This window comes from Kitasatospora sp. NPDC049258 (assembly GCF_040678895.1).
In the GTDB taxonomy this organism is placed as follows: Bacteria; Actinomycetota; Actinomycetes; order Streptomycetales; family Streptomycetaceae; genus Kitasatospora.
Genome location: NZ_JBFAQT010000052.1, coordinates 1 through 20735, shown reverse-complemented (window position 1 = coordinate 20735; position 20735 = coordinate 1). Strand labels below are relative to the sequence as shown.

The following is a 20735-nucleotide window of genomic DNA, read 5'->3' as shown; positions in this document are numbered from 1 at the left end:
TGTCGCTGTCGCTGTCGCTGTCGCTGTCGACGGCGTCGCGGCGCCGGCGTCGGCCGCTCACTTGAGCGGCTTGGCACCCCGCTCCGCGAGCATGTCCGTGATCAGGGCGATCTCGGCCTGCTGCCCGTTGATCATGGTCTGGGCGAGCCGCTTCTCGGCCGGGTTGGTGCTGGCGTCCACGTAGGCCTGGGCCATCTCCAGCCCGCCCTTGTGGTGCTCGATCATCAGCTGCAGGTACCAGACCTCGGCCTCCCGGCCGCTGAGGCCGCGAAGCCGGTCCAGCTCGGTGTTGGTCGCCATGCCGGGCATCAGCGAGCCGTCGTGCGCCTCGTAGGTGTGGCCCATCCACGCCATCGGCTTCGCCGCGGAGTTCTGGGTCAGCCCCCACTGGTCGAGCCAGCCCATCAGCATCCCGCGCTGGTTGGCCTGGGTGTTGATGATGTCGAAGGCGAGCGTGCGCACGGCCTGGTCGGTGGTCACGTCCCGGACGATGAACGACATGTCCACCGCCTGCTGGTGGTGCGCCGCCATGTCCCGGGCGAAGCCGGCCTCCGGCGAGCCGGTGGCGGGCACGGCGGCGGCCGCGACCGTCCCGGAGGCACTGGGCCCACCGGCGAGCAGCGCCGGCAGTCCGAGCCCGAGGGCCACCACGGCGGCCAGCGCGGCCGGCCACCACAGCCGGCGGCGCGGGGCCGTGGCCGGTCCGCCGTGCAGCTCCTCGATCCCGACCGGCTCGATCCCGACCTTCTCCGACCCGACCTTCTCCGACCCGACCTGCCCGGACCCGGACCGCCCGGCCCCCGCGCCCGGGGTCACTGCATGACCCCGTTGCTGCAGGAGGCGCCGGGCTCCTGCGTCTGCGGCCCCTGCACGTACTTGGTGAAGAACTGCTCGACCCGCGGGTCGGTGGCGCTGTCCACGGTCAGCTGGGTGCCCCAGGCGTTCAGGGTGATGGTGCCCTTCTCGTCCGGGTAGGGGCTCATCAGCGAGTACGGGGTGACCTTGACCTTCTCGGACAGGGTCTTGATGTCGTCCGGGGTGGCCTTGGCGTTGTACGTCACCCAGACCGCGCCGTGCTCCATCGAGTGGACCGCGTTCTCGTTCTGCACCGGCTTGTCGTAGACGTTGCCCATACAGGTCAGCCACGCCGGGTTGTGGTCGCCGCCGACCGGCGGGGTCTGCGCGTAGGTGACCTTGGTGCTGACGTGGTTGCGGGCGAGGTTGTCGAAGGTCTGGACGCCTTCGATCGGGACGTTGGCGGCATCCTGCCGCGCCTTGTCGGCGGCGGCCGCCGCGGCCTTCTTGTCGTCCTGCTTCTGCTTGGCGTCGAGTGCGATCCAGCCGCCGACGGCCAGCATGCCGCCGATCAGCACGGTGGCCACACCGATCGCGATGAACTTGTTGCGCCGGTCACGGCGCTCCTCGGCCGCGCGAAGCTCGGCGATCCGGGCCCGGCGGTCGGCGGCCTGGTCGGCGCGCGCGTCGGAACGGCCCTTGCTGGAGCCCGGCTTGGACTGCTTGGAGGCGGAACCCATGGAGATGTCCTTGTCCCCGCCGTGCGTTCGGACACGGCGGTGTGCGGGGTGGTGGGGTTGGCGGAGCCGCCGGGCCGACCGGGGTCGGCCGGTGCCGGCGGTGGGTTCCGCTCAGGACCGGTGGACTTGCAGGGCGTGCAGGTCGGGTGCGTGGTCGGGGCCGCTCAGGACCCCGATCCCGGTGCCGTGCGGCAGCGCCTGGACGGCGATCAACCGGGCCGGGACCACGGCGGTCGGCTGCGGTGGAGCGTTCGGGAGCTGTGCTTCGGGCCCGCAGAACGGGTGGTCGGAGCAGCCGCTCCCCGGTACGGGGTGCCGGCCGTCCGCGGTGCACCAGGTCAGCGGCGCGCCGGGCCGGTCCGCCGCCGCGGCGGGGCCGTGGTGGTGGTGATCGACCCCGGCGGCCACCGGTCCGACGACCGTGGTCGCCGGGGCGGCGGCTGGGTGCGTGCCGACCGCGCCGGCCCGGTCCGCACAGGGCAGCAGCGCCATCAGGCCGATCAGCAGCAGGGACCACAGCACCACGGCCGGGCGGGAGACCGCGAAGGCGGCTCTCCCCGGCTGGGGCACGGTGGTTCCTGGCACGGTCATGCGCACATATTAATCAGCCGAAGGAGTGAAGTGACTCCTCTCTTCGGTCAGGATTCCCCGGCTGGTCGCAAGCTGGTTGCCGCTTCATCGCCCCAGCTTGTGGCCCCTGCGTGGGGCACTTCCGACAAGCCAGGACGGATCGGTGCACGACCTGGCCGGAACACCCTCCCAACGGGTGGCCGGTTGTCCCCGAATCCCGGACATCGTCGTTCTTCTTGGGGACAATGACGTCGAGGCCGGCACGAGGCCGCTCGACAGACGGCACACACGGACGAGGAGCGGCCAGTTGAGCGACCAGGGTGCACCCGCGCAGCGGCGGTCCGACGACGGCTGGTGGCACGCGGTCTACCAGGGGCCGGCCGGCACGCTGCCGGACACCCCGGGCGCGGTGCCCGGCCCGGGCAGCGTGGACGACTGGTTCGACTCCGCGGCCGGCATGATCGGCGCCCAGCGCACGGCCGAGCCGGCCGTACCGACGCGGGAACCCGAACCGGTCGCCCAGCCGGAGCCGCAACCCGAGCCGCAGCCGGGGCCCGAGCCACGGCCCGTACCGGAGCCACAGCTCAAGCCCGCACCGCAGCCGCAACCCGAGCCGGTGGCCACGGCCGCCGTACCGGTCGGCGCACCCGAGGCCTCCCGAAGCCCCGAACCGGCCAAGTCCCCCGAGCCCGCAAAGGCGGCCGCCCCCGCCCAGCCCGTCCAGCCCCTGCGCCGCCCCCGCCCCGAGCCCCCCGTCCCGCACGTCGGCGAGCGCCCGCCCACGTACGGCCCCGAGCCCACGGCGTTGCCCGCCGCCGAGCCGGCCACCCTCGCCACCCTGGTACCGGACACCGCGCTCGACGGCGCGCAGTACGGGCCGTCCACCCTGCGCGCCGCCTCCGTCCGCGGCGACTCCGCCCGCTACCGGGGCGAACCCCGGCGGGACGCGCTGCTGGTCACCCGGTTCGGCCAGGGCGAGGACGGCCTGCTGCTGGCGGTGCTCGCCGCGCCGGGGCGCCGGGAGTCCGCCGAGGCCGGAGCCGGTTCGGCGGCCGAGGCCGCCCGCCGGCTGGCCGCCGCGATCGGCCGCAGCCGGGCCGAACTCGCCGCCGACCTGCGCTCCGGTGCCCGCGACCGGCTCCGCTACGGCCTGCAGCGGCTCACCGTCCTCGCGGCCGGGCCGCTCACCACCGTCGTGGAGGCCGGGCCGGCGCCCGGGAACGAGCACGAGGACGAGGACGCGAGTGCGGACGCGGCCGGACCGGCCCCGGGGCGCGAGGCGGACCTCGGCTCGCTGCACTGCCTGCTGGTCTCGCTCGACCCGGCGGCCGGCCACCGGGCCGCGTTCGGCACCGGCCCGGGCGCGCTCTACCTGCTCCGCTCCGGCCACTGGATCGACGCCTACGCGGCCCGCCTGCTGCACCACCCCGACGGCCAGCCCCCGCTCCCGGCGGCGCCGGCCGGCCCGCCGCGCCCGTTCCGCTTCCGCCTGGTGCCCGCCACCGCCGGGGACATCCTGCTGCTCTGCACCCCCGGCCTGGCCGAGCCCATCGCCCAGGAGCCGGCCGTGGCGCACTTCCTCTCCAACCACTGGGCGCACCCGCACCCGCCCGGCACCGTCGACTTCCTGCGCCAGGTCCAGGTCCGGGCCAAGGGCTACGCCGACGACCGCACCGCGATCGCACTCTGGACGGAGTAGCACGGCCCTAGGCCGCATCTCACCGACGCGAATGGTGAGGCACGGCCTAGCCGCGCCCCAGCAGGGCGTCCGCCACCGCGGCCACCTGGGCGAGCGCTTCGCCGCGCCGCGCCCCCGGCAGCCCGATCGCGACCGGCACCGCGAAGCCGTCCAGCAGCGCCCTGATCCGGGTCGCCAGGTCCGGCGCGGCCGCCGCCCCGGTCGGGGTGAACTCGCCGGTGGCGGTGCCCTGCTCGATCAGCTCCACCAGATCCGCGTGCCAGGGGATCTCGATGGCCTGCTGCCCCTGCCGGATCTCGGCGCTGGCCGGCGAGCGCCCCCACACCTCGACCCACAGGATCCAGCGCGGGTCGCCGGGGCCCTCGGGCAGGTACAGCTGCGCGTAGGCGGCCAGCTTCTCCCGGGCCGACGCACCGGGGCGGGCGAGCGCCGCCCGTCGGCGCTCACCGAGCTGCTCCTCGCTCCAACGCAGCGTCTCCAGCAGCAGCTGGTCCTTGCTGCCGAAGTAGTAGAGCAGGTGGCCGGCGCTCATCTGGAGCTGCTTGCCCAGACCGGCCATGGTCAGCTTGGCCAGTCCGTGCTCGGCGATCGCCGCCCGGGCCGCCGCGAAGACTTCCTCACGCGGCCGCGCAGCACGGCGCGCCCGTGGCTCCGCCATCTGCTCTTCCTCCCGGCTGCTCGGCACGACGCTTCACGATACGTCGTGGCACCCGGTCACCCGGCCCGTCGAGGCCGTCGGCCGACCGTGAGCCGGCCGGCGGCCCCGACGGGCGCGCCGGCTCAGCCGAGCGTGGCGGCGTACGAGGTCTCCGCCTGGAAGCCCCAACTCGGGCTGGCGTCCCAGGGGTTGATCATCACGTCGTCGGTGGCGTAGGCGTAGCCGGCGCCGCGGTCGAAGGCGGTGTCGAGCGCCGTGTGCATGGCCGTGGCGTCCGGAGTGGCGTGCACCAGGTGCCAGAAGGAGGTGCCGCTCGGGTCGAGCGTGGCACCCGAGTAGTAGCCGACGGTGTAGTTGAAGACATTGCCGCCGAGCCAGCCGCCGCCGGTGTAGGCGGCGTAGCTGCCCTCGAAGGTGACGAAGGTGTCGGCGGTGCGGTGGCCGGGCTCCAGGTAGCAGTCCGCGACGGCGGTGCCGGGGTTGTCGACCACCAGCTCCTCGGCCTGGTGGTCGAGCGCGTAGACGGTCTCCTGCACGTAGCTGCGCAGCGCGGCGTAGTAGTCCCGGGTGGCGTTGCCGGTACCGCAGTCACGGCCGGACTGGTCGAAGAAGATGCCGTCCACGTGCAGCTTGTGGTCGGCGGTCTTGAGGTAGTTGTCGATCGTCACCTTGACATCGGCGAGCGGCCGCGCGCCGCGGGCGGTGTCGACGTAGCCCAGCACCTTGGTGTGCCCGCCGCCGGCCGTGGTGGTGGCGGTCCGCAGCGAGTCCGCCCGGGCCTGCCAGGGGCCGTCGAACGGGTCGTTGCCGCTGTTCGGGTTCAGGATCACGATCGCCGGTGCGGGCGAGGCGGACTGGACGCCGGTCAGCATCGGGTCGCCGGGGTAGACGTACGCCGGCACCGCGATCTCCAGCCCCCGGGTACTGCCGGCCGCGGCCGCCCCGGAGGTGCTCGCGGTCATCGCGAGTGCGGCGCAGGCCAGTACCACCGGCAGGCTCTTGGTCAACTTACGCATCAGGAAATCCCCCATGATCACTCGAACGTGATCGCATTCTCGCACCCGGAGACGGCCGGGGGACGGCGCCTGACGCAATCTCAGCCGGCCGTCCCCGGAGCTGATCCGAGCAGCAGCTCGGCCGCCGCGGGGACGTCCGGCACGGCGTGGTCCGGGGCGGGCTGCTCGGCCTGCCAGGGGAGGCCGGCGGAGATCCAGATCGAGCGGACCCCGGCGGCCTGGGCACCCAGGATGTCCGTGGCCGGGTTGTTGCCGACCATCCATGCCCCGGCCGCCAGGTCGTGTCCCGAGCGCCGGGCCGCCACCCGGAAGATCTCCGGGTCGGGCTTCCGGGCCCCGGCCTCCTCCGAGATGCAGACCGCGTCGACCGCGCCCAGCAGGCCGGTCCGGGCGAGCTTGGCGCCCTGGATCGCGGTGTACCCGTTGGTCAGCACGACCACCGTCCAGCCGCCCGCCCGCAGCCGCCCGAGCGCGTCCAGCGCGCCGGGGAGGCAGTAGACCCGTTCGGCCAGGCCGTCGACGTACTCCGCCCACAGCGCGGGACCGGACCTGGCGAGTCCGTAGGTGGTGGCTAGCCCGGTGAAGGTCTCCGGCCTCGGTGCCTGCAGGACCGGCCGCACGGCGGCTTCCGGGAGGCCCTGCGCCGTGCAGAACTCGGCCGTCCAGTCCGGGGTGGGACACCGCCGCTCGACGAGGGTGTGGTCCAGGTCGATGAGTACGAGCCGCTGCATGGCGCCAGCGTATCCACGGGCCGCGCGGCGGCCGGGGAGCCCGCGCTCCGGCGCGCCAGGCGGCGGCGGCCACCGGGTGCGCCGGAAGCGGGGGCGGGGCCGGAAGCGGGGCCGGGGCCGGAAGCGGGGCCGGGGCCGGAAGCGGGGCTAGCGGGTCTGGGTGTGGTGCTTGGGCCGGTCCAGTCGGGTGACCAGCAGGTTGGGGTCCGGGGGCACGCTGGTGAAGGCCGCGCTGGTGACGTGGACGCGTGGTCCGCGCACGGCCACCGCCGTGGGGTTGGACAGGCCGTCCTCCCGGGTGAGCACGATCGAGTGCGCGCCGTCGGGGGTCACATAGGCCACCGCGTCGGCGGTGTTGAGCGCGGCGAGGACGGCGTCGCCGTGCCCGGTGAAGGCGAAGTCGTCGACGCCGGTGAGGCCTTCGGCCCGGACCTCGACCGGCCCGGCGGTGCCGCCGTCGCAGATCGGGATCCGCAGCAGGGTGGCCCGGTCGGAGTTGGTCACCCAGACCGCGTCGTGGTGGAGCTTCAGGCCGTTGGCGCCGATGAAGCCGATCCGCCGGAGTCGTTCGCCGCTCGCCCAGACCGTCGCCGGGCCGCCGTCGAGCGGGACGCGGTGGACCACGCCGAGCGCGGAGTCGGCGGAGTAGAGCATCCGGGCGTGCTCGTCGAGGGCGAGACCGTTTGCCAGGCCGTCGACGGGGAGGGCGGCGATCCGCCGGGGGGTTCCTCCGGGGGCCAGGCGCCAGATGCCGGTCAGCTCGGCGGTCCCGGTGGAGTAGCTGAAGTAGAGGGTCCCGTCGTGGTCGCGGACGATCCCGGTGACCGCGGGGACGCCCACGATCGGTGTGTTGGCCACCCCCGGGTCGGGCAGCGTCGCCAGGACCTCGATCCGGCCGTCCACGCCCACCCGGGCGACCTGCCGGCTGCCGACGAAGGTCAGGTCGGCGGCGCCGTCGGGCTCCAGGGCGATGTTCTCCGGCGTCTGACCCTTGCTCAGGTCGAAGTGCACCAGCACGTGCGGGTCGGACAGCGGCGGCGCGACGGCGGCGGTCGGGGTGGCGGCGAGCAGGGTCAGCGCGAGGGAGGTGACGCCGACGGCACCGGTGAGGCGGGGAAGGCGGGAGGCGCGCGGGGTACGGGGGGTGCGGGAGGCGGGGGCATGCTGCGGCAAGGTCGCTCCTTCTGGGTCACCTAGGTGGGCTTTCCAGCAGAGCACGACGACCGGCCCCGGGCCGGGTGGCCGGTGTCAGGGGCGCGGCAGGACCGCTCGACCGGAGCAACGGTGACGGGCGGTTGCCGCGGGCGCCGTCGGGGGGCTGGGTGCCGGGGCCCGTGCTCCCGTTCCTCCAGTATTCCGGCCGCCGGCCCGCCGTGTCGCCGTTCCTGCGGATGATCTCGGGTTCGGGAAGCGCGCCTAGCCTGGTCGGGGACCGACCGGAGGGGGCGACTCGCACATCATGCGGGCATGCGAAGAGGTAAGGCGGGCAACGGCGTTCGCGATCGTCTGGGCGGGGCAGCTGGGCTCGGTGCTGCTCTCCTCCGTCGCGTCGTTCGTGCTCGCGCTGAGCGTGTTCGAGGAGACCGGCAGCGCCTGGTACCTCTCGCTGATCACCGCCGGCGGCCTGCTCGGCGGTATCTACCTGGCGCCGATCGCGGGCGCCGTCGCCGACCGGTTCGACCGCCGGGCGTTCCTGGTCGGCAGCAACCTGGTGCTCGCGGCGGTGTCACTGACGATCGCCCGGGCGGTCGGCGACCGGCCCGGGGCCGCCATCGGGGCGGTGGTGGCGCTGACCTTCCTCGCGGCGACGGTCTCCGCCGCGATGTCCGCCGCACTGACCGCGGCCGTCCGGGAGCTGAGGCCCGAGCGCGACCTCACCCGGGTGAACGGCATGATCGCGCTGGTCGAGAACGCGCCGGTGCTGGCCGCACCGGCGCTGGGCGCACTGGCCTTCGCGGTGGCGGACGCCTCGGTGGTCTACCTCCTCGACGCCGCCAGCTTCGCCGCCTGCTCGCTCGCCGTGCTGACGGCCCGTTGGACCCCGGCGGCCCGGGTGCCGCGGCACCCGAACCCGTTCGCCGCGGCCGGCGCCGGGATCGCCTTCATCTGGCGCGACCGCGGCCTGCGTACGCTCCAACTCGGCTTCGCGGGAGTCAACTTCTGCAACGGGCTCGCGGTCTCGTCGGTCACCGCCTTCGTGCTCTCCGGCTCCGCACCGGGCCACGGCCCGTGGAACCTCGCCGGGACCAGCACCGCGAGCGCCGCCGGGCTGGTGCTCGGTGCCGCGGCCGTCCTCGGCTTCGGCGCGAGGGTCGGGCGCGGCACGCTGGTCGGCGCCGGCGTGGTCGCCGCCGGACTGTTCGGGCGGATCGGCCTGGCGCTGACCGGACTGCCCGCACTGTGGTTCCTGGCGGTCGGACTGCGGAACGCGGCCGTCCAGCTGAGCGCCGCGCCCGCGACCGCGGTGTGGCAGGAGCGCACCCCGGCGGGCGTCCAGGCCGGTGTCCACGGTGCCCGCAAGCTGCTCGGGCAAGGCAGTTACCCGCTCGCCGTCCTGCTCGGCGGGTGGGCCGGCGCGCAGCCCGGGGTCGGCCCCGGCGCGATCCTGCTGCTCGGGGGCCTGGGCGAGGTGGCGATCGGGGCCGCGTTGCTGAGGTCCGCAGCCGTCCGGGTGGCGCTGGCCGGGCCGGTGGAGCGGAACGCGGCGGTCGGGGAGGTGAGGGCCGTCCGGGCGGTCGACCTGCGGGGTTCGGCAGCAGGCCGCGGCGGCCGCGGCGGCCGCCCTCCGCGGTCAGCCGAGCCTGCTCCTGGCGCCACCGGGGCGGAGCTGCCCGCGCCGGGTGCGGGCCGGTCGGGTGGGGCGCCGGTCGGCCCGGTGCGTCTGGTCGCGCCGGGCCCGGTCGCCGAGCGCGGCCCGCAGCGCGCGGACGGCCAGCAGCACGGCCACCGCGGCTAGTTCGGGCGGCTCGGCGGCGCCGCGCTCGGCGGCCGAGGCCTGGCAGGGCGCGCACCACACGGCGCTGGCCCGGGTACCGTCCGGGTAGGCGAGGCCGTCGGGCGGCAGGTAACGGGCCGAGCAGGCCTGGCAGACGAAGACCAGCCGCATCAGTGGATCACTCCTGCTCCGCCGCACCGGCCGCAGGGCGACCAGTACCGGCTCTCCCGGGGTACCTGATGTCCGTTCGAGTCGGTCTCCACGCTGTGCTGGACCTTCTCGGTGCCCCGGGCGCCGGCGCAGCCGGGGCAGACCTGTGGTTCGGGCATGCTGCGACCTCCTGAGCGCCGACCGTAGCGCCCCGTGGCCCGCGCCCGGGGGTGATCGGGTGAGGATCAGCCGGACGGGTCAGGGCCAGGGGGTCGGGTGGTGGGTGACCTCGAGCTAGAGGCTGGGCGGGAGCAGACGGGTGTAGGGGAGGCCGTTGCTGGTGCCGCCGGGGGTGGCGACTGTGAGGTTGACCGGTCCGGCGGCTCCCGGTGGGGCGGTGGCGACGAGCTGGGTGTCGGAGACGACGGTGAAGGCGGCCGGTGTGGCGCCGAACTTCACGGCGGTGGTGGTGGTGAGGTTGGTGCCGGTCAGGGTGACGGTGGTGCCACCGGAGACGGGACCCTGACTCGGTACCGCGCTGGTGAGCGTGGGAGTGGGCAGGTAGGTGTAGGCCACGCCGTTGCTGGTGCCGCCGGGGGTGGTGGCGGTGATGTTGACGGTGCCGCCGCCCGGCGGCGACACGGCCGTGATCTGGGTGTCGGAGGCAACGGTGAACGAGGTCGCGGCGGTGGCGCCGAACTTCACGGCGGTGGTGGTGGTGAGGTTGGTGCCGGTCAGGGTGACGGTGGTGCCACCGGAGACGGGACCCATACTCGGCACCGTGCTGGTGAGCGTGGGGAGGTTGACGTAGTAGTAGAAGACGTTCGGGGCACTGGTGCCGCCGGGGCTGGTGACGGTGATGTTGACGGGGCCGGCGGTCGAGGGTGGAGCAGTCGCCGTGATCTGAGTGTCGGAGACGACGGTGAACGAGGTCGCGGCGGTGGCGGCGAAGTTCACGGCGGTGGTGGTGGTGAGGTTGGTGCCGGTCAGGGTGACGGTGTTTCCGCCGGAGACGGGACCCTGACTCGGCACCGCGCTGGTGAGCGTGGGAGTGGGCAGGTAGGTGTAGGCCACGCCGTTGCTGGTGCCGCCGGGGGTGGTGACGGTGATGTTGACGGTGCCGCCGCCCGGCGGCGACACGGCCGTGATCTGGGTGTCGGAGACCACGGTGAAGGCGGCCGGTGTGGCGCCGAACTTCACGGCGGTGGTGGTGGTGAGGTTGGTGCCGGTCAGGGTGACGGTGGTGCCGCCGGCGCTGGTGCCCTGGTTGGGGCTGACGGCGCCAAGAGTCGGGGCGGGCGGACCGGTGTAGGTGTAGGTCAGGCCGTTGCTGGTGCCGCCGGGGGTGGTGACGGTGACCTGGACGGTGCCGCTGCCCGGCGGCGACACGGCCGTGATCACGGTGTCGGCGCTGACGGTGAATGAGGGTGCGGCGGTGGCGCCGAACTTCACGGCGGTGGCGCCGGTGAGGTTGGTGCCGGTCAGGGTGACGGTGGTGCCGCCGGCGCTGGTGCCCTGGTTGGGGCTGATGACGCCAAGAGTCGGGGCGGGCGGACCGGTGTAGGTGTAGGTCAGGCCGTTGCTGGTGCCGCCGGGGGTGGTGACGGTGACCTGGACGGTGCCGCTGCCCGGCGGCGACACGGCCGTGATCACGGTGTCGGCGCTGACGGTGAACGAGGTCGCGGCGGAGGTGCCGAACTTCACGGCGGTGGCGCCGGTGAAGTGGCTGCCGGTCAGGGTGACGGTGGTGCCGCCGGCGCTGGTGCCCTGGTTGGGGCTGATGACGCCAAGAGTCGGGGCGGGCGGACCGGTGTAGGTGTAGGTCAGGCCGTTGCTGGTGCCGCCGGGGGTGGTGACGGTGACCTGGACGGTGCCGCTGCCCGGCGGCGACACGGCCGTGATCACGGTGTCGGCGCTGACGGTGAACGAGGGTGCGGCGGTGGCGCCGAACTTCACGGCGGTGGCGCCGGTGAAGTGGCTGCCGGTCAGGGTGACGGTGGTGCCGCCGGCGCTGGTGCCCTGGTTGGGACTGACGACGCCAAGAGTCGGGGCGACCAAGGCGACCAAGGCGGCCGAGCTGCGTGGAGCCTGAGGGCTGTTCAACGACCGATCTCCTTGCAGGTGGGGTCCGGCCGGCCGGGGAATGCCGGCCGGGGCCCGGTGGGGGTGGTACTGGCGATGCCCGCCGGGGCAGAGCGTGGAGGGTGAGGCCTCTGCCCCGGCGGAGTTCTGGGCCGGAGCCCGGTGGCCTGCCGAGCTCCGACGCGCGGATCAGATGCCGGGGCCGGCCACGTAGGTGAAGCCGCCCACGGTGGTGACGGCACCGCCGGTCGTGGTGACCACGACATTGGCCGCGCCGGCAACCCCGGGCGGGGTGACGACGGACAGCGTGGTGTCGTTGACGACCGAGAACGGCGCCACCGCGCCACCGACGGTGACCGACTGGGTGGTGGTGAGGTTGGTGCCGGTGACGGTCACCGCCGTACCCCCGGAGGTCGGGCCGGAGTCGGGGACGATGGTGGTGACCGTGGGGACGTCCACGTACGTGTAGGACAGGCCGTTGTTCGTGCCGCCGGCGGTGGTGACGCTGACGCCGACCGACCCGGCAGCAGCGCCCGCAGGCACGATGACGCTGATCAGGCTGTCGGACGTCACGGTCGGGACCGCGCTGTTGGCACCGAAGTTGACGGCCGTGGCGGTGGACAGGCCGGTGCCGGTGATGGTGATGGTGTTGCCGCCCGCGAGCACGCCGGAGGCGGCGCTGAGGGCGGACTTGAACGGCGCGCCGACGTAGAAGAACGACAGCGGGTTGCTGGTCCCGCCCGGCGTGGTCACGGTCACGCCGACGGTCCCGGTGCCCGAGGGGGAGATGGCCGTGACCGAGGTGGCGGTGTTGGCGGTGATGGTGGCCGACTTGGTGCCGAACTTCACGGCGGTCGCCCCGCCGAGGTTGGTGCCGGTGATGGTCACGACGGTTCCGCCGCCGGTGGATCCCTGGTTCGGAGAGATAGGCATGAGATGTGCTCCCTTTCCGCTTCCTGGAGGTGCAACTGGGGTGGGATGGCGCGCTGGATGCTGCCCCTGGCTGCGCCCGTTCGGACTCGACGTGGCCACGTCGGTTTCCGGGCGCCGAAAGGTGCGTACGGTCAAGTGCCGGGGACGGCGGTCACCGGGCTTGTCCAGGTGATCGCCACAGTGCGCGGGAGTCGGGCCGCCGACTCGCGGCCACTGCTCCGCGGGCAGGGGCGCGTTGGTCAGGAGGGCGGCCGAACCTTGTCCAGGACGGTGGCCCGCAGAGGGGCCGGGCGTCATGCGCACCATTCGCATGACGCCCCCATGGACACAGCGTGAATCCGCTGTACCAACCGGTGTCGAGGTACGGCGCCGGTTGGTATGGCGCTTCCTTCGCCAGGAGGCCTCTTGCGGGAGGGACTTGATCGCTGATGTGAGGCCAGCGCTTCGGTCCGCCGCCGCTCCCCGGAGAGAGGGGAAGCTCACTGGTTCGGATACATACATTAACCCGTTCGAGTGTTGCATCCACAAGGGTGTTGACGCTGCGTCACCCGTACGGCGGAGCGCGAAGGCCTCGCGCGGGGCAAGCGTGCGCTGGTCGGCGAGATCCCCCAGGGTCGATCCGTCGAGGTCGGAGGCCCGATCGGACGCCGGCGCCGACGGGCCCCGAGTGCGGGCCAGGGGGCGCTGTCCCGGCTGGTACGTCTGTCAGTGACTGACAGTCAGTTCTCTTTCGGCCGTCGCCGAGATCCGCCGGCTCATCGCCCACCCCGCTCGGTCCGTCCGCCGCAGAACCGTCCGGCTTCGACCTGCAGGAGTAGCGCGAGGCCCGGGCGGCCAACCGCTCCTGGGTGGTCCCGAGATGGAGCGGTGGCTGCGTGGGGTCCTCGCCACGAGCGGCCGGAGCCGAGTCGGTCCGGGCGCCTCGAAGGCGCTCGACGACTCGGCTCCGGTCCCTCTGTCATGATCGAACATACCTGCGGGCCAGAGCTTCTGGCCTCGTAGTTCGTCAGGGCCTGGGCTGCTGCTGGGTGATGCAGTGGATGCCGCCGCCGTTGGCGAAGATCTCGCGGGCGTCGACCAGTTCGACCACGCGGCCCGGGTAGGCCTTGCCGAGGATGGCGGCGGCCTCCTGGTCGCGGGGGTCGTCGAAGGCGCACAGCACGACCACGCCGTTGCCGACGTAGTGGTTGATGTAGGAGTAGTCGACCGGCTCGTCGTCCTCGTCCAGCAGGACGGTGGGGGCCGGGAGTTCGATGACCTCCAGGGTGCGGCCCTGGGCGTCGGTGGCGTCGCGCAGGCCGGCGACGATCCGGCGGCAGACCTCGTGGTCGGGGTGGGCGGGGTCGGGCTGGACGTGGGCGACCACGACGCCGGGCCGGACGAAGGAGGCGACGATGTCGATGTGCCCGCGGGTGCCGAACTCGTCGTAGTCGCGGGTGAGTCCGCGCGGCACCCAGATGGCCTTGGTGGTGCCGAGGTGGGCGTGCAGCTCGGCCTCGACCTCCTCGCGGGTCCAGTCGGAGTTGCGGCCCTCGCCGAGCTGGACGGTGTCGGTGACGAGTACGGTGCCCTCGCCGTCGACGTGGATGCCGCCGCCCTCGTTGATCAGGCGGGAGGCGAAGCGCTGGACACCGGTGAGCTCGCTGATGTGCTCGGCGATGTGCTGGTCGTTGTCCCAGCGGGCCCAGGACTGGGCGCCCCAGCCGTTGAAGATCCAGTCGGCGGCGGCCACCGAGCCCTTGCCGTCGATCAGGAAGGTCGGGCCGATGTCCCGCATCCAGGCGTCGTCCAGCGGCCGTTCGACGATCTCGACCTCGGCCGCGACGTACTCCCGGGCCGCCGTCGTCTCACCGGTGTTGACGACCAGCGTGACCGGCTCGTACCGGACGATGGTGTTGGCGACCTCGGCCCAGGCCTGCCGGGCGCTGTGCAGGTGGTCGGGGTTGTCGAAGGTCTGGTTGTCGGTCGGGAAGGCCATCCAGGTGCGGTCGTGCGGGTGCCATTCCGCGGGCATCCGGTAGCCGAGTGAAGCGGGAGTGGTCATGAGAGGCAAGTCCTAAGCGGTGGGGGAGGGTTCAGAGGAAGTACAGGCGGCTGAGCGAGACGCTGTCGGCCGGCTCGGAGCGCAGCGGGGAGCCGTCCAGCGAGACCAGGCCGGTGGTGGCCTCGACCTGGACCTGGCCGATCCGCGCGTTGCGGACCATGTTGCGGGGCCCGATGCCGCGGGTGTTGCGCACGCCCACCCGGCGCCTGCGGGTGGGGAGTTGGTCGGCTGCGACGTCCAGGTAGGAGCCGTCGGCGGCGGCTTGGGCGACGAAGGCGACGGAGATGTCGGCGGCGGTGGCGCCGTGGGCGCCGAACTGGGGGCCGAGGACGAGGGGTTCGCAGCGGTCGGTGGAGGCGTTGGGGTCGCCGGTGACGCCGTAGGCGGGGAAGCCTGCTTTGAGGATGAGTTGGGGTTTGGCGCCGAAGTGGTCGGCGCGCCACAGGACGATGTCGGCGAGTTTGCCGGGTTCGATGGAGCCGATCTCGTGGGCGAGGCCGTGGGCGATGGCGGGGTTGATGGTGAGTTTGGCGATGTATCGCAGGACGCGTTCGTTGTCGTCGCCGTGGTCGGTGGTGCCGTAGCCGCCGTCGAGGGGGCCGAGTTCGGTTTTCATCTTGCCGGCCATGGCGAAGGTGCGGCGGACGGTTTCGCCGGCGCGGCCCATGCCTTGGGCGTCGGAGGAGGTGATGCCGATGACGCCGAGGTCGTGCAGGACGTCCTCGGCGCCCATGGTGCCGGCGCGGATGCGGTCGCGGGCCATGGCGGCGTCGCCGGGGAGGTCGACCTTGAGGTCGTGGGCGGAGACGATCATGCCGAAGTGTTCGCCGAGGGCGTCGCGGCCGAAGGGGAGGGTGGGGTTGGTGGAGGAGCCGATGACGTTCTCGACGCCGGCCATCTTGAGGACGTTGGGGACGTGTCCGCCGCCGCAGCCCTCGATGTGGAAGGCGTGGATGGTGCGGCCTTCGAGGACGGCGAGGGTGTCCTCGACGGAGAGGCATTCGTTGAGGCCGTCGGTGTGCAGGGCGACCTGGACGTCGTGTTCCTCGGCGACGCGTAGGGCGGTGTCCAGGGCGCGGGTGTGGGCGCCCATGTCCTCGTGGACCTTGAAGCCCGAGGCGCCGCCCTCGGTGAGGGCTTCGATCAGGGGGGCGGGGTCGGAGGAGGAGCCGCGGCCGAGGAAGCCGATGTTGACGGGCCAGGCGTCGAAGGCGTTGAAGGCGTGGCGCAGGGCCCAGGGGGAGTTGACGCCGACGCCCCAGACGGGGCCGAATTCCTGGCCGATGATGGTGGTGACGCCGGAGGCGAGGGAGGCTTCCATGATGCGGGGGGAGAGCAGGTGGACGTGGGTGTCGATGGCGCCGGCGGTGGCGATCATGCCTTCGCCGGAGACGATGGTGGTGCCGGTGGAGACGACGACGTCGACGTCGTCCATGGTGTCGGGGTTGCCGGCGCGGCCGATGGAGACGATGCGGCCGTCGCGGATGCCGATGGAGGTCTTGCGGATGCCGAGGATCGCGTCGATGACGACGACGTTGCTGATGACGACGTCGCAGGTGTCGCGGACGGCGGTGGCTTTGAGGTGCAGGCCGTCGCGGGCGGTCTTGCCGAAGCCGGCGAGGAACTCGTTGCCGGGTTCCTGGGAGTCGGATTCCACCCGGATGATCAGGCCGCTGTCACCGAGCCGGATCCGGTCACCGGCCCGGGCACCGTGCACGGCGATGTAGTCGTGGGGGGTGATGGCACTCATGCGCCGACCTCCGGGGTGTGGGACGCGGGGTTGACGAGGGCGGGGTGCGGGATCACGACTCGACCTCCGACTCGTCGAAGCTGATCAGGTAGCCGGTCGCGCGGGCCTTCTCCAGGGCGGCCTCCTTGGCGCCGGGCGCGTCCAGCGGGCCGTCCACCAGGCCGGCGAAGCCGATCGCCACCCGCGCCCCGCCGATCGGTACCAGCCCGACCTCGACGGTGGCGCCCGGGTCGAACCGCACCGAGGAGCCGGCCGGGACGGCGAGGTGGGTGCCGTAGGCGGCGGCCCGGTCGAAGGCGAGCCGCGGGTTGACCTCGAAGAAGTGGAAGTGCGAGGTGACCGAGATCGGCACCTCGGAGGTGTTGTGGACGGGCACCAGCACGGTCTCCTCGACGGGGTCGTAGCCCTGGCCGGAGCCGATCAGCGCGGCGCCGGGTGCCTCGTCGCCGAGGGAGCCGCGCCCCTGGAAGGGGTCGTTGACCACGGCGAGCCGGGTGCCGTCGTCGAACACCGCCTCCACCTGGATCACGGTGACCACGTCCGGCACGCCGGGCAGCACGTCCTCGGCGCCGAGCACGCTGCGGCCGGCCTCGATCGCCTCGGCCAGCCGCCGGCCGTCGCGGGCCGCCTCGCAGACGGTGTCCGCGATCAGCGCGGTCGCCTCGGGCACGTTCAGTTTCACGCCGCGTGCGCGGCGTGCGCGGGCCAGTTCGGCCGCTGTGAAGATCAGCAGCCGGTCCCGTTCGGTGGGGGTCAGTCGCACGGTTCCTCGCTCGCGGGTGCCGGTGGATATATCAGGTTAGAACGGCGTTCAAACATCTGTGGGCCCATTGAACCCGGGCCCGGGCGTCATGTCCAGCGTTGCCCCTGGCGGACCGCTGCGCGTGCCGGGCGCGCCGCCGGGGTCGCATCTCGCCCCGATTGCCCGTCGGCGGGTCATCGATCACGTCCGGTGCGACGGCCGCCCGGCGGCCGGCTGCGACCTGGGCGGGCCGGTCGCCCGGGGTCGGTGGCCCTTCCGGGGGCGGCGCGCCCCGGTCGGGGGGAGTGCGCCGGGAGGGTGCGCGGGTGGAGTGGACGGAAGGCGCGGGACCGGCGGTCGAGGGCCGTACCGCGCTCCGGGTCGGTGCTGCGCGCGCCGGTCAGCAGGCTTGTTGGATCGGCACATTGATGGATCATCAGATCGAAAGAAAGGGGCCGGGCCGGTCGGGACCGAACAGGTCATCGACGCCGCAAACCTCGATCCCCCCACCAGATGGATCACTTGGCCACCCCTGAGCCCCGCTTCACCCCAGGTGGCCGGGGATGCACTGTTGCCATGCCCCTTGAGTGGGAAGGAGGATGGTCGGTAAGCGGACGTCGCCGGTGGGGGACTCGGCGCGGCCGTCAGGAGAAGGGCGGGGGCGTACGGTGATGGATGGACAGGCAAGGTTTCCGCGGCAGCGCTCGGCCTCGGGCAGCGGCCCGGCCTCCCAGCACAGCAGCCAGCACAGCAGGCTTCCCCGGAGCAGCGGCCCGGCGCCGCACGGTGCGCCACCGCGCGCGGGCGCCCCGGCCCCGCGGCCCGGGCCCTCGGGTGAGGCCCTCGACCAGCCGGCCGACCACCTGGCGGATCGACCGGCCGAGGAATCGGCCCGGCCCGCGACCCAGCACCCCGCCCAGCATCCGAGCCAGCCCTCGATCCAGCACCCGATCGACCACGCAGGCGACCACGCCGGTGACCAGCGCGACCACCCCGATCACCCCAGCGGCCCCGCGCACGAGCCGGACTGCGTGCTGCACCATCGGCTGCACGCCGCCTTCGCCCCGGCCGACCTGGTCGCGGTCGGTGCGATCAGGCACCGGCTGCGCGCCGCGCTGAGCCGCTGGGGAGTGCCGGAGCTGGCCGACACCGCGGAGCTGCTCACCTCGGAGCTGGTGACCAACGCGCTGCTGCACACCGGCAAGGGCGCGGTGCTGGACGCGGTGCTCACCGCGGAGCAGCGCCTGCGGATCGAGGTGCTGGACGGCACCACCAGGCTGCCCGGCCGCCGGCCGCCGACCGAGTGGGCCACCTCGGGGCGCGGCCTGCTGCTGGTGGAGGCGCTGGCCGATGACTGGGGTGTGCAGCTGCGCGGGGACGGCAAGGTCACCTGGTTCGAGCTCGGCCCTGCCTGACCAGCGGGAAAGAGGCGGCGGCGTGGTCGCGGCGCGCCGGGAAGTCACTCGGATCGTCCACGATTGTCCCCCGGATGGTTCGTCGGCATTGCCGCCTTGCCGAACATACGAGAGGCTAGTGAGAATGTGTGTCCGGTGCGGCGGGGAGAATGGTGCCTCGACCGGCCACTCGTGACACACCAGTCCCACGACCGTTCCACAAATCCCACGGCTAACGCAGTCCGACCGGACCGCATGCCCCGGCAGCGGCAGGAGAAGCATGGCCACAGAGCCCGAGGCGCCTGGGCCCGTCCGCCGCGTCCCGCCGGCCCAGGTCACCAGGAGCATCGCCGCGGCCAAGCCGCTGCGCGCCGCCCCCGGCGTGGCCCCGGCCCGTCTGGGGCCAGCGGTCTCCCGAGGTCTGCCCACCCGCACCGGCGACTCCACGCCGGACTGGCTCGAACCGGCGATGGCGGCCAACGGCATCGGCTCGTTCGACTGGGACATCCGGCACGACGTGCTGGAGGCCGATCCGCGGGCCTGCGCCATCCTCGGCCTGTCCGCCGACCGGTTCGACCGCAGTGCCGGGGCCTTCCTGCGGATGCTGCACTCGGAGGACGCGCCGGTGGTCCGCCGCCGGGTCGAGCGGGCCGTGGCCGAGCTCGGCCAGTGCGGGGCCTACTACCGCACCGTCTTCCCCAGCGGTGAGCTGCACGCCGTCCGGTTCCGCGGCCGGGTGCTCGCGGATGCCTTCGGCCGCCCGTCCCGGATGGTCGGCTTCGTCTGGGACGCCACGGTCGAGCTGCACAAGCGGGAGCGGGCCGGCGAGCTGGCCGCGCTGCGCGAGGAGCGCTCGCGCTTCATCAAGGAGGCCGCCCGCGCGCTCGCCGAGGCGGTCACCGTCCGTGACGTGGCCCGGGTCTTCACCGAGCTCCCGCTCCCCGGCCTGCCGCCGGACGGTCTGGTGCTGGCCGCGATGGAGGCCGGCCGACTGGCCATCCTGGGCGCCAGCGGCTACCGGGACGAGGACGTCGCGCTCTACGACCGGTCGCCGCTCGCCCCGGCGCACCCGATCGCCGAGGCCGTCCGCAACCGTGCGCCGGTGTTCATCGCCAGCGGCGCCGAGTACCAGGAGCGCTACCCGGGCGCCTGGGACTGGGCCCGCGGCACCGGCCGCAGCGCCTGGGCGTTCCTGCCGCTGGTGGCCAGCGGCCGGGCGATCGGCGTCTGCGTGGTCAGCTTCGACGACGACCGCGAGCTCGACACGGACGAGCGCACCCTGCTCTCCACCCTGGGCGGCCTGGTCGCCCAGTCGCTGGCCCGGGCCCGGCTGCACGACGCCGAGCACGAGCTGGCCGCCGGCCTGCAGCGGGTGATGCTGCCGCGCACCGTACCGGCCGTGCCCGGGGTCACCACCGCGGTCCGCTACCTGGCGGCCGGCTCCGGCCTGCAGATCGGCGGCGACTGGTACGACGTGGTCCCGCTCCCCGGTGGCCACGTGGGCCTGGTGATCGGCGACGTCCAGGGGCACGACGTGCACGCGGCCGGCATCATGGGCCAGCTGCGGATCGCGCTGCGGGCGTACGCCGCGGAGGGCCACCCGCCCGCCGCGGTGATGGCCCGGGCCTCCCGGTTCCTCGCCGACCTGGACACCGACCACTTCGCCACCTGCACCTACGCCGAGGTCAACGTCGACTACGGCGTGGTCTACGCCGTGCGGGCCGGCCACCTCGACCCGGTGGTGCGCCGGGCGGACGGCTCCGCCCACCTCGTCCCGGTGGCGGGCGGGCTGCCGCTCGGCATCTCGCCGGACGAGGAGTACCGGGTGACCAGGTTCAGCCTGGACCCGGGCGAGACCGTGGTGCTCTGCACGGACGGGCTGGTGGAGGCCCGCGGCATGGACCTGGACACCGGCTTCGAGCGGCTCTGCCGGGCGATCTCCGGCCGGCTTCCGGGCATCGACGAGGCCGCCCGCGAGCCGCTGGAGGACCTCGCGGACCGGATCGCCGCGCAGGCCGCCGACTCCAGCGAGCGCGAGGACGACATAGCGCTGCTGCTGCTGCGCTGGGACGGCCCGGCCGGCGGCCTGGCCGCCCAGCAGCTGCGCCGCCGGATCGGCCAGGCCGACCTGGCCCGGATCGCCGAGCTCCGCGGTGAGCTGCGGGACGCGCTGCGCCGCTGGGGCGTGCCGGAGCTGATCGACACCGCCGAGCTGCTCTCCTCCGAGCTGGTCACCAACGCGATCCGGCACACCGACCGGGACGCGATGTTCACCGCCCGGCTGTACCGGGAGCCGGCCGGCGGGGCCAGGCTGCGGGTCGAGGTGGAGGACGAGTCCGACCTCTGGCCGACCCGACGCACGCCGGGGGAGCAGGCCTCCTCCGGGCGCGGCCTGATGCTGGTGGAGGCACTGGCCGACGGCTGGGGCGTGGGGGGGGGGGGGGCCGGCCCGGGGGGGCGGGGGGGGGGGTGGGGGGGGGGGGGGGGGCGGGTCGG

General features: G+C 73.7%; 17 protein-coding genes. 4 read left to right on the top strand and 13 right to left on the bottom strand.

Annotated features, from left to right (window positions below; translation table 11 throughout):
• Nucleotides 1-57: 57 nt before the first annotated feature.
• The 3 genes from AB0K43_RS28645 to AB0K43_RS28635 form a co-directional block, all read right to left on the bottom strand.
• On the bottom strand, nucleotides 58-714 hold the full coding sequence (locus AB0K43_RS28645; RefSeq protein ID WP_363644819.1) for a DUF305 domain-containing protein: 657 nt from the start codon (nucleotides 712-714) through the stop codon (nucleotides 58-60).
• Nucleotides 715-812: 98 nt separating this feature from the next.
• The gene (locus tag AB0K43_RS28640; protein WP_363644789.1) at nucleotides 813-1535 is read right to left on the bottom strand and encodes a DUF3105 domain-containing protein; all 723 of its coding nucleotides are present in this window, start codon (nucleotides 1533-1535) and stop codon (nucleotides 813-815) included.
• Nucleotides 1536-1646: 111 nt separating this feature from the next.
• Entirely contained in the window at nucleotides 1647-2126 is a 480-nt protein-coding gene (locus tag AB0K43_RS28635; protein ID WP_363644787.1) for a hypothetical protein, read from the bottom strand.
• 286 nt (nucleotides 2127-2412) lie between these two features.
• Between AB0K43_RS28635 and AB0K43_RS28630 the strand changes: the two genes are divergently transcribed.
• A complete protein-coding gene (locus tag AB0K43_RS28630; protein WP_363644785.1) occupies nucleotides 2413-3804 on the top strand; it encodes a protein phosphatase 2C domain-containing protein in 1392 nt (463 codons plus the stop codon).
• 46 nt (nucleotides 3805-3850) lie between these two features.
• On the opposite strand, the gene AB0K43_RS28625 is transcribed toward AB0K43_RS28630, so the two are convergent.
• From AB0K43_RS28625 to AB0K43_RS28610, 4 genes are all read right to left on the bottom strand, one after another.
• Complete coding sequence (locus AB0K43_RS28625; protein ID WP_363644783.1) at nucleotides 3851-4462, bottom strand: TetR/AcrR family transcriptional regulator; 612 nt, start codon at nucleotides 4460-4462, stop codon at nucleotides 3851-3853.
• Nucleotides 4463-4584: 122 nt separating this feature from the next.
• Nucleotides 4585-5478: a spherulation-specific family 4 protein gene (locus tag AB0K43_RS28620; protein WP_363644781.1), complete on the bottom strand. Its 894-nt coding sequence runs from the start codon at nucleotides 5476-5478 to the stop codon at nucleotides 4585-4587.
• Nucleotides 5479-5558: 80 nt separating this feature from the next.
• Nucleotides 5559-6209 carry an HAD-IA family hydrolase gene (locus AB0K43_RS28615; RefSeq protein WP_363644779.1) on the bottom strand — a complete coding sequence of 217 codons (651 nt, stop codon included), beginning with the start codon at nucleotides 6207-6209 and terminating at the stop codon, nucleotides 5559-5561.
• Nucleotides 6210-6356: 147 nt separating this feature from the next.
• Nucleotides 6357-7382 carry a hypothetical protein gene (locus tag AB0K43_RS28610; RefSeq protein WP_363644777.1) on the bottom strand — a complete coding sequence of 342 codons (1026 nt, stop codon included), beginning with the start codon at nucleotides 7380-7382 and terminating at the stop codon, nucleotides 6357-6359.
• Nucleotides 7383-7668: 286 nt separating this feature from the next.
• On the opposite strand from AB0K43_RS28610, the gene AB0K43_RS28605 reads away from it, so the two are divergent.
• The gene (locus AB0K43_RS28605) at nucleotides 7669-9165 is read left to right on the top strand and encodes an MFS transporter (protein WP_363644775.1); all 1497 of its coding nucleotides are present in this window, start codon (nucleotides 7669-7671) and stop codon (nucleotides 9163-9165) included.
• 149 nt (nucleotides 9166-9314) lie between these two features.
• Here AB0K43_RS28605 and AB0K43_RS28600 read toward each other — a convergent pair whose 3' ends face one another.
• The 6 genes from AB0K43_RS28600 to AB0K43_RS28575 form a co-directional block, all read right to left on the bottom strand.
• Entirely contained in the window at nucleotides 9315-9473 is a 159-nt protein-coding gene (locus AB0K43_RS28600) for a hypothetical protein (RefSeq protein WP_363644773.1), read from the bottom strand.
• A 115-nt stretch (nucleotides 9474-9588) separates the two neighbouring features.
• Nucleotides 9589-11397 carry an IPT/TIG domain-containing protein gene (locus AB0K43_RS28595; protein WP_363644771.1) on the bottom strand — a complete coding sequence of 603 codons (1809 nt, stop codon included), beginning with the start codon at nucleotides 11395-11397 and terminating at the stop codon, nucleotides 9589-9591.
• Nucleotides 11398-11565: 168 nt separating this feature from the next.
• Entirely contained in the window at nucleotides 11566-12309 is a 744-nt protein-coding gene (locus tag AB0K43_RS28590; RefSeq protein WP_363644769.1) for an IPT/TIG domain-containing protein, read from the bottom strand.
• 1006 nt (nucleotides 12310-13315) lie between these two features.
• On the bottom strand, nucleotides 13316-14353 hold the full coding sequence (locus AB0K43_RS28585) for an agmatine deiminase family protein (RefSeq protein WP_363644767.1): 1038 nt from the start codon (nucleotides 14351-14353) through the stop codon (nucleotides 13316-13318).
• Nucleotides 14354-14384: 31 nt separating this feature from the next.
• Nucleotides 14385-16103 carry an urease subunit alpha gene (locus AB0K43_RS28580; protein WP_363644765.1) on the bottom strand — a complete coding sequence of 573 codons (1719 nt, stop codon included), beginning with the start codon at nucleotides 16101-16103 and terminating at the stop codon, nucleotides 14385-14387.
• Nucleotides 16104-16155: 52 nt separating this feature from the next.
• A complete protein-coding gene (locus AB0K43_RS28575; protein WP_363644763.1) occupies nucleotides 16156-16866 on the bottom strand; it encodes an urease subunit gamma in 711 nt (236 codons plus the stop codon).
• 650 nt (nucleotides 16867-17516) lie between these two features.
• On the opposite strand from AB0K43_RS28575, the gene AB0K43_RS28570 reads away from it, so the two are divergent.
• Entirely contained in the window at nucleotides 17517-18260 is a 744-nt protein-coding gene (locus AB0K43_RS28570) for an ATP-binding protein (RefSeq protein WP_363644761.1), read from the top strand.
• Nucleotides 18261-18519: 259 nt separating this feature from the next.
• On the top strand, nucleotides 18520-20735 hold a 2216-nt coding region (locus AB0K43_RS28565), incomplete at its 3' end, for a SpoIIE family protein phosphatase (RefSeq protein ID WP_363644759.1).

Bases quoted from the DNA above. Each gene is read 5' to 3' on its own strand.
- AB0K43_RS28640 (WP_363644789.1), bottom strand. From the start codon at position 1,535: ATGGGTTCCGCCTCCAAGCAGTCCAAGCCGGGCTCCAGCAAGGGCCGT.
- AB0K43_RS28635 (WP_363644787.1), bottom strand. From the start codon at position 2,126: ATGACCGTGCCAGGAACCACCGTGCCCCAGCCGGGGAGAGCCGCCTTC.
- AB0K43_RS28625 (WP_363644783.1), bottom strand. From the start codon at position 4,462: ATGGCGGAGCCACGGGCGCGCCGTGCTGCGCGGCCGCGTGAGGAAGTC.
- AB0K43_RS28620 (WP_363644781.1), bottom strand. From the start codon at position 5,478: ATGCGTAAGTTGACCAAGAGCCTGCCGGTGGTACTGGCCTGCGCCGCA.
- AB0K43_RS28615 (WP_363644779.1), bottom strand. From the start codon at position 6,209: ATGCAGCGGCTCGTACTCATCGACCTGGACCACACCCTCGTCGAGCGG.
- AB0K43_RS28605 (WP_363644775.1), top strand. From the start codon at position 7,669: ATGCGGGCATGCGAAGAGGTAAGGCGGGCAACGGCGTTCGCGATCGTC.
- AB0K43_RS28600 (WP_363644773.1), bottom strand. From the start codon at position 9,473: ATGCCCGAACCACAGGTCTGCCCCGGCTGCGCCGGCGCCCGGGGCACC.
- AB0K43_RS28590 (WP_363644769.1), bottom strand. From the start codon at position 12,309: ATGCCTATCTCTCCGAACCAGGGATCCACCGGCGGCGGAACCGTCGTG.
- AB0K43_RS28585 (WP_363644767.1), bottom strand. From the start codon at position 14,353: ATGACCACTCCCGCTTCACTCGGCTACCGGATGCCCGCGGAATGGCAC.
- AB0K43_RS28580 (WP_363644765.1), bottom strand. From the start codon at position 16,103: ATGAGTGCCATCACCCCCCACGACTACATCGCCGTGCACGGTGCCCGG.
- AB0K43_RS28570 (WP_363644761.1), top strand. From the start codon at position 17,517: ATGGATGGACAGGCAAGGTTTCCGCGGCAGCGCTCGGCCTCGGGCAGC.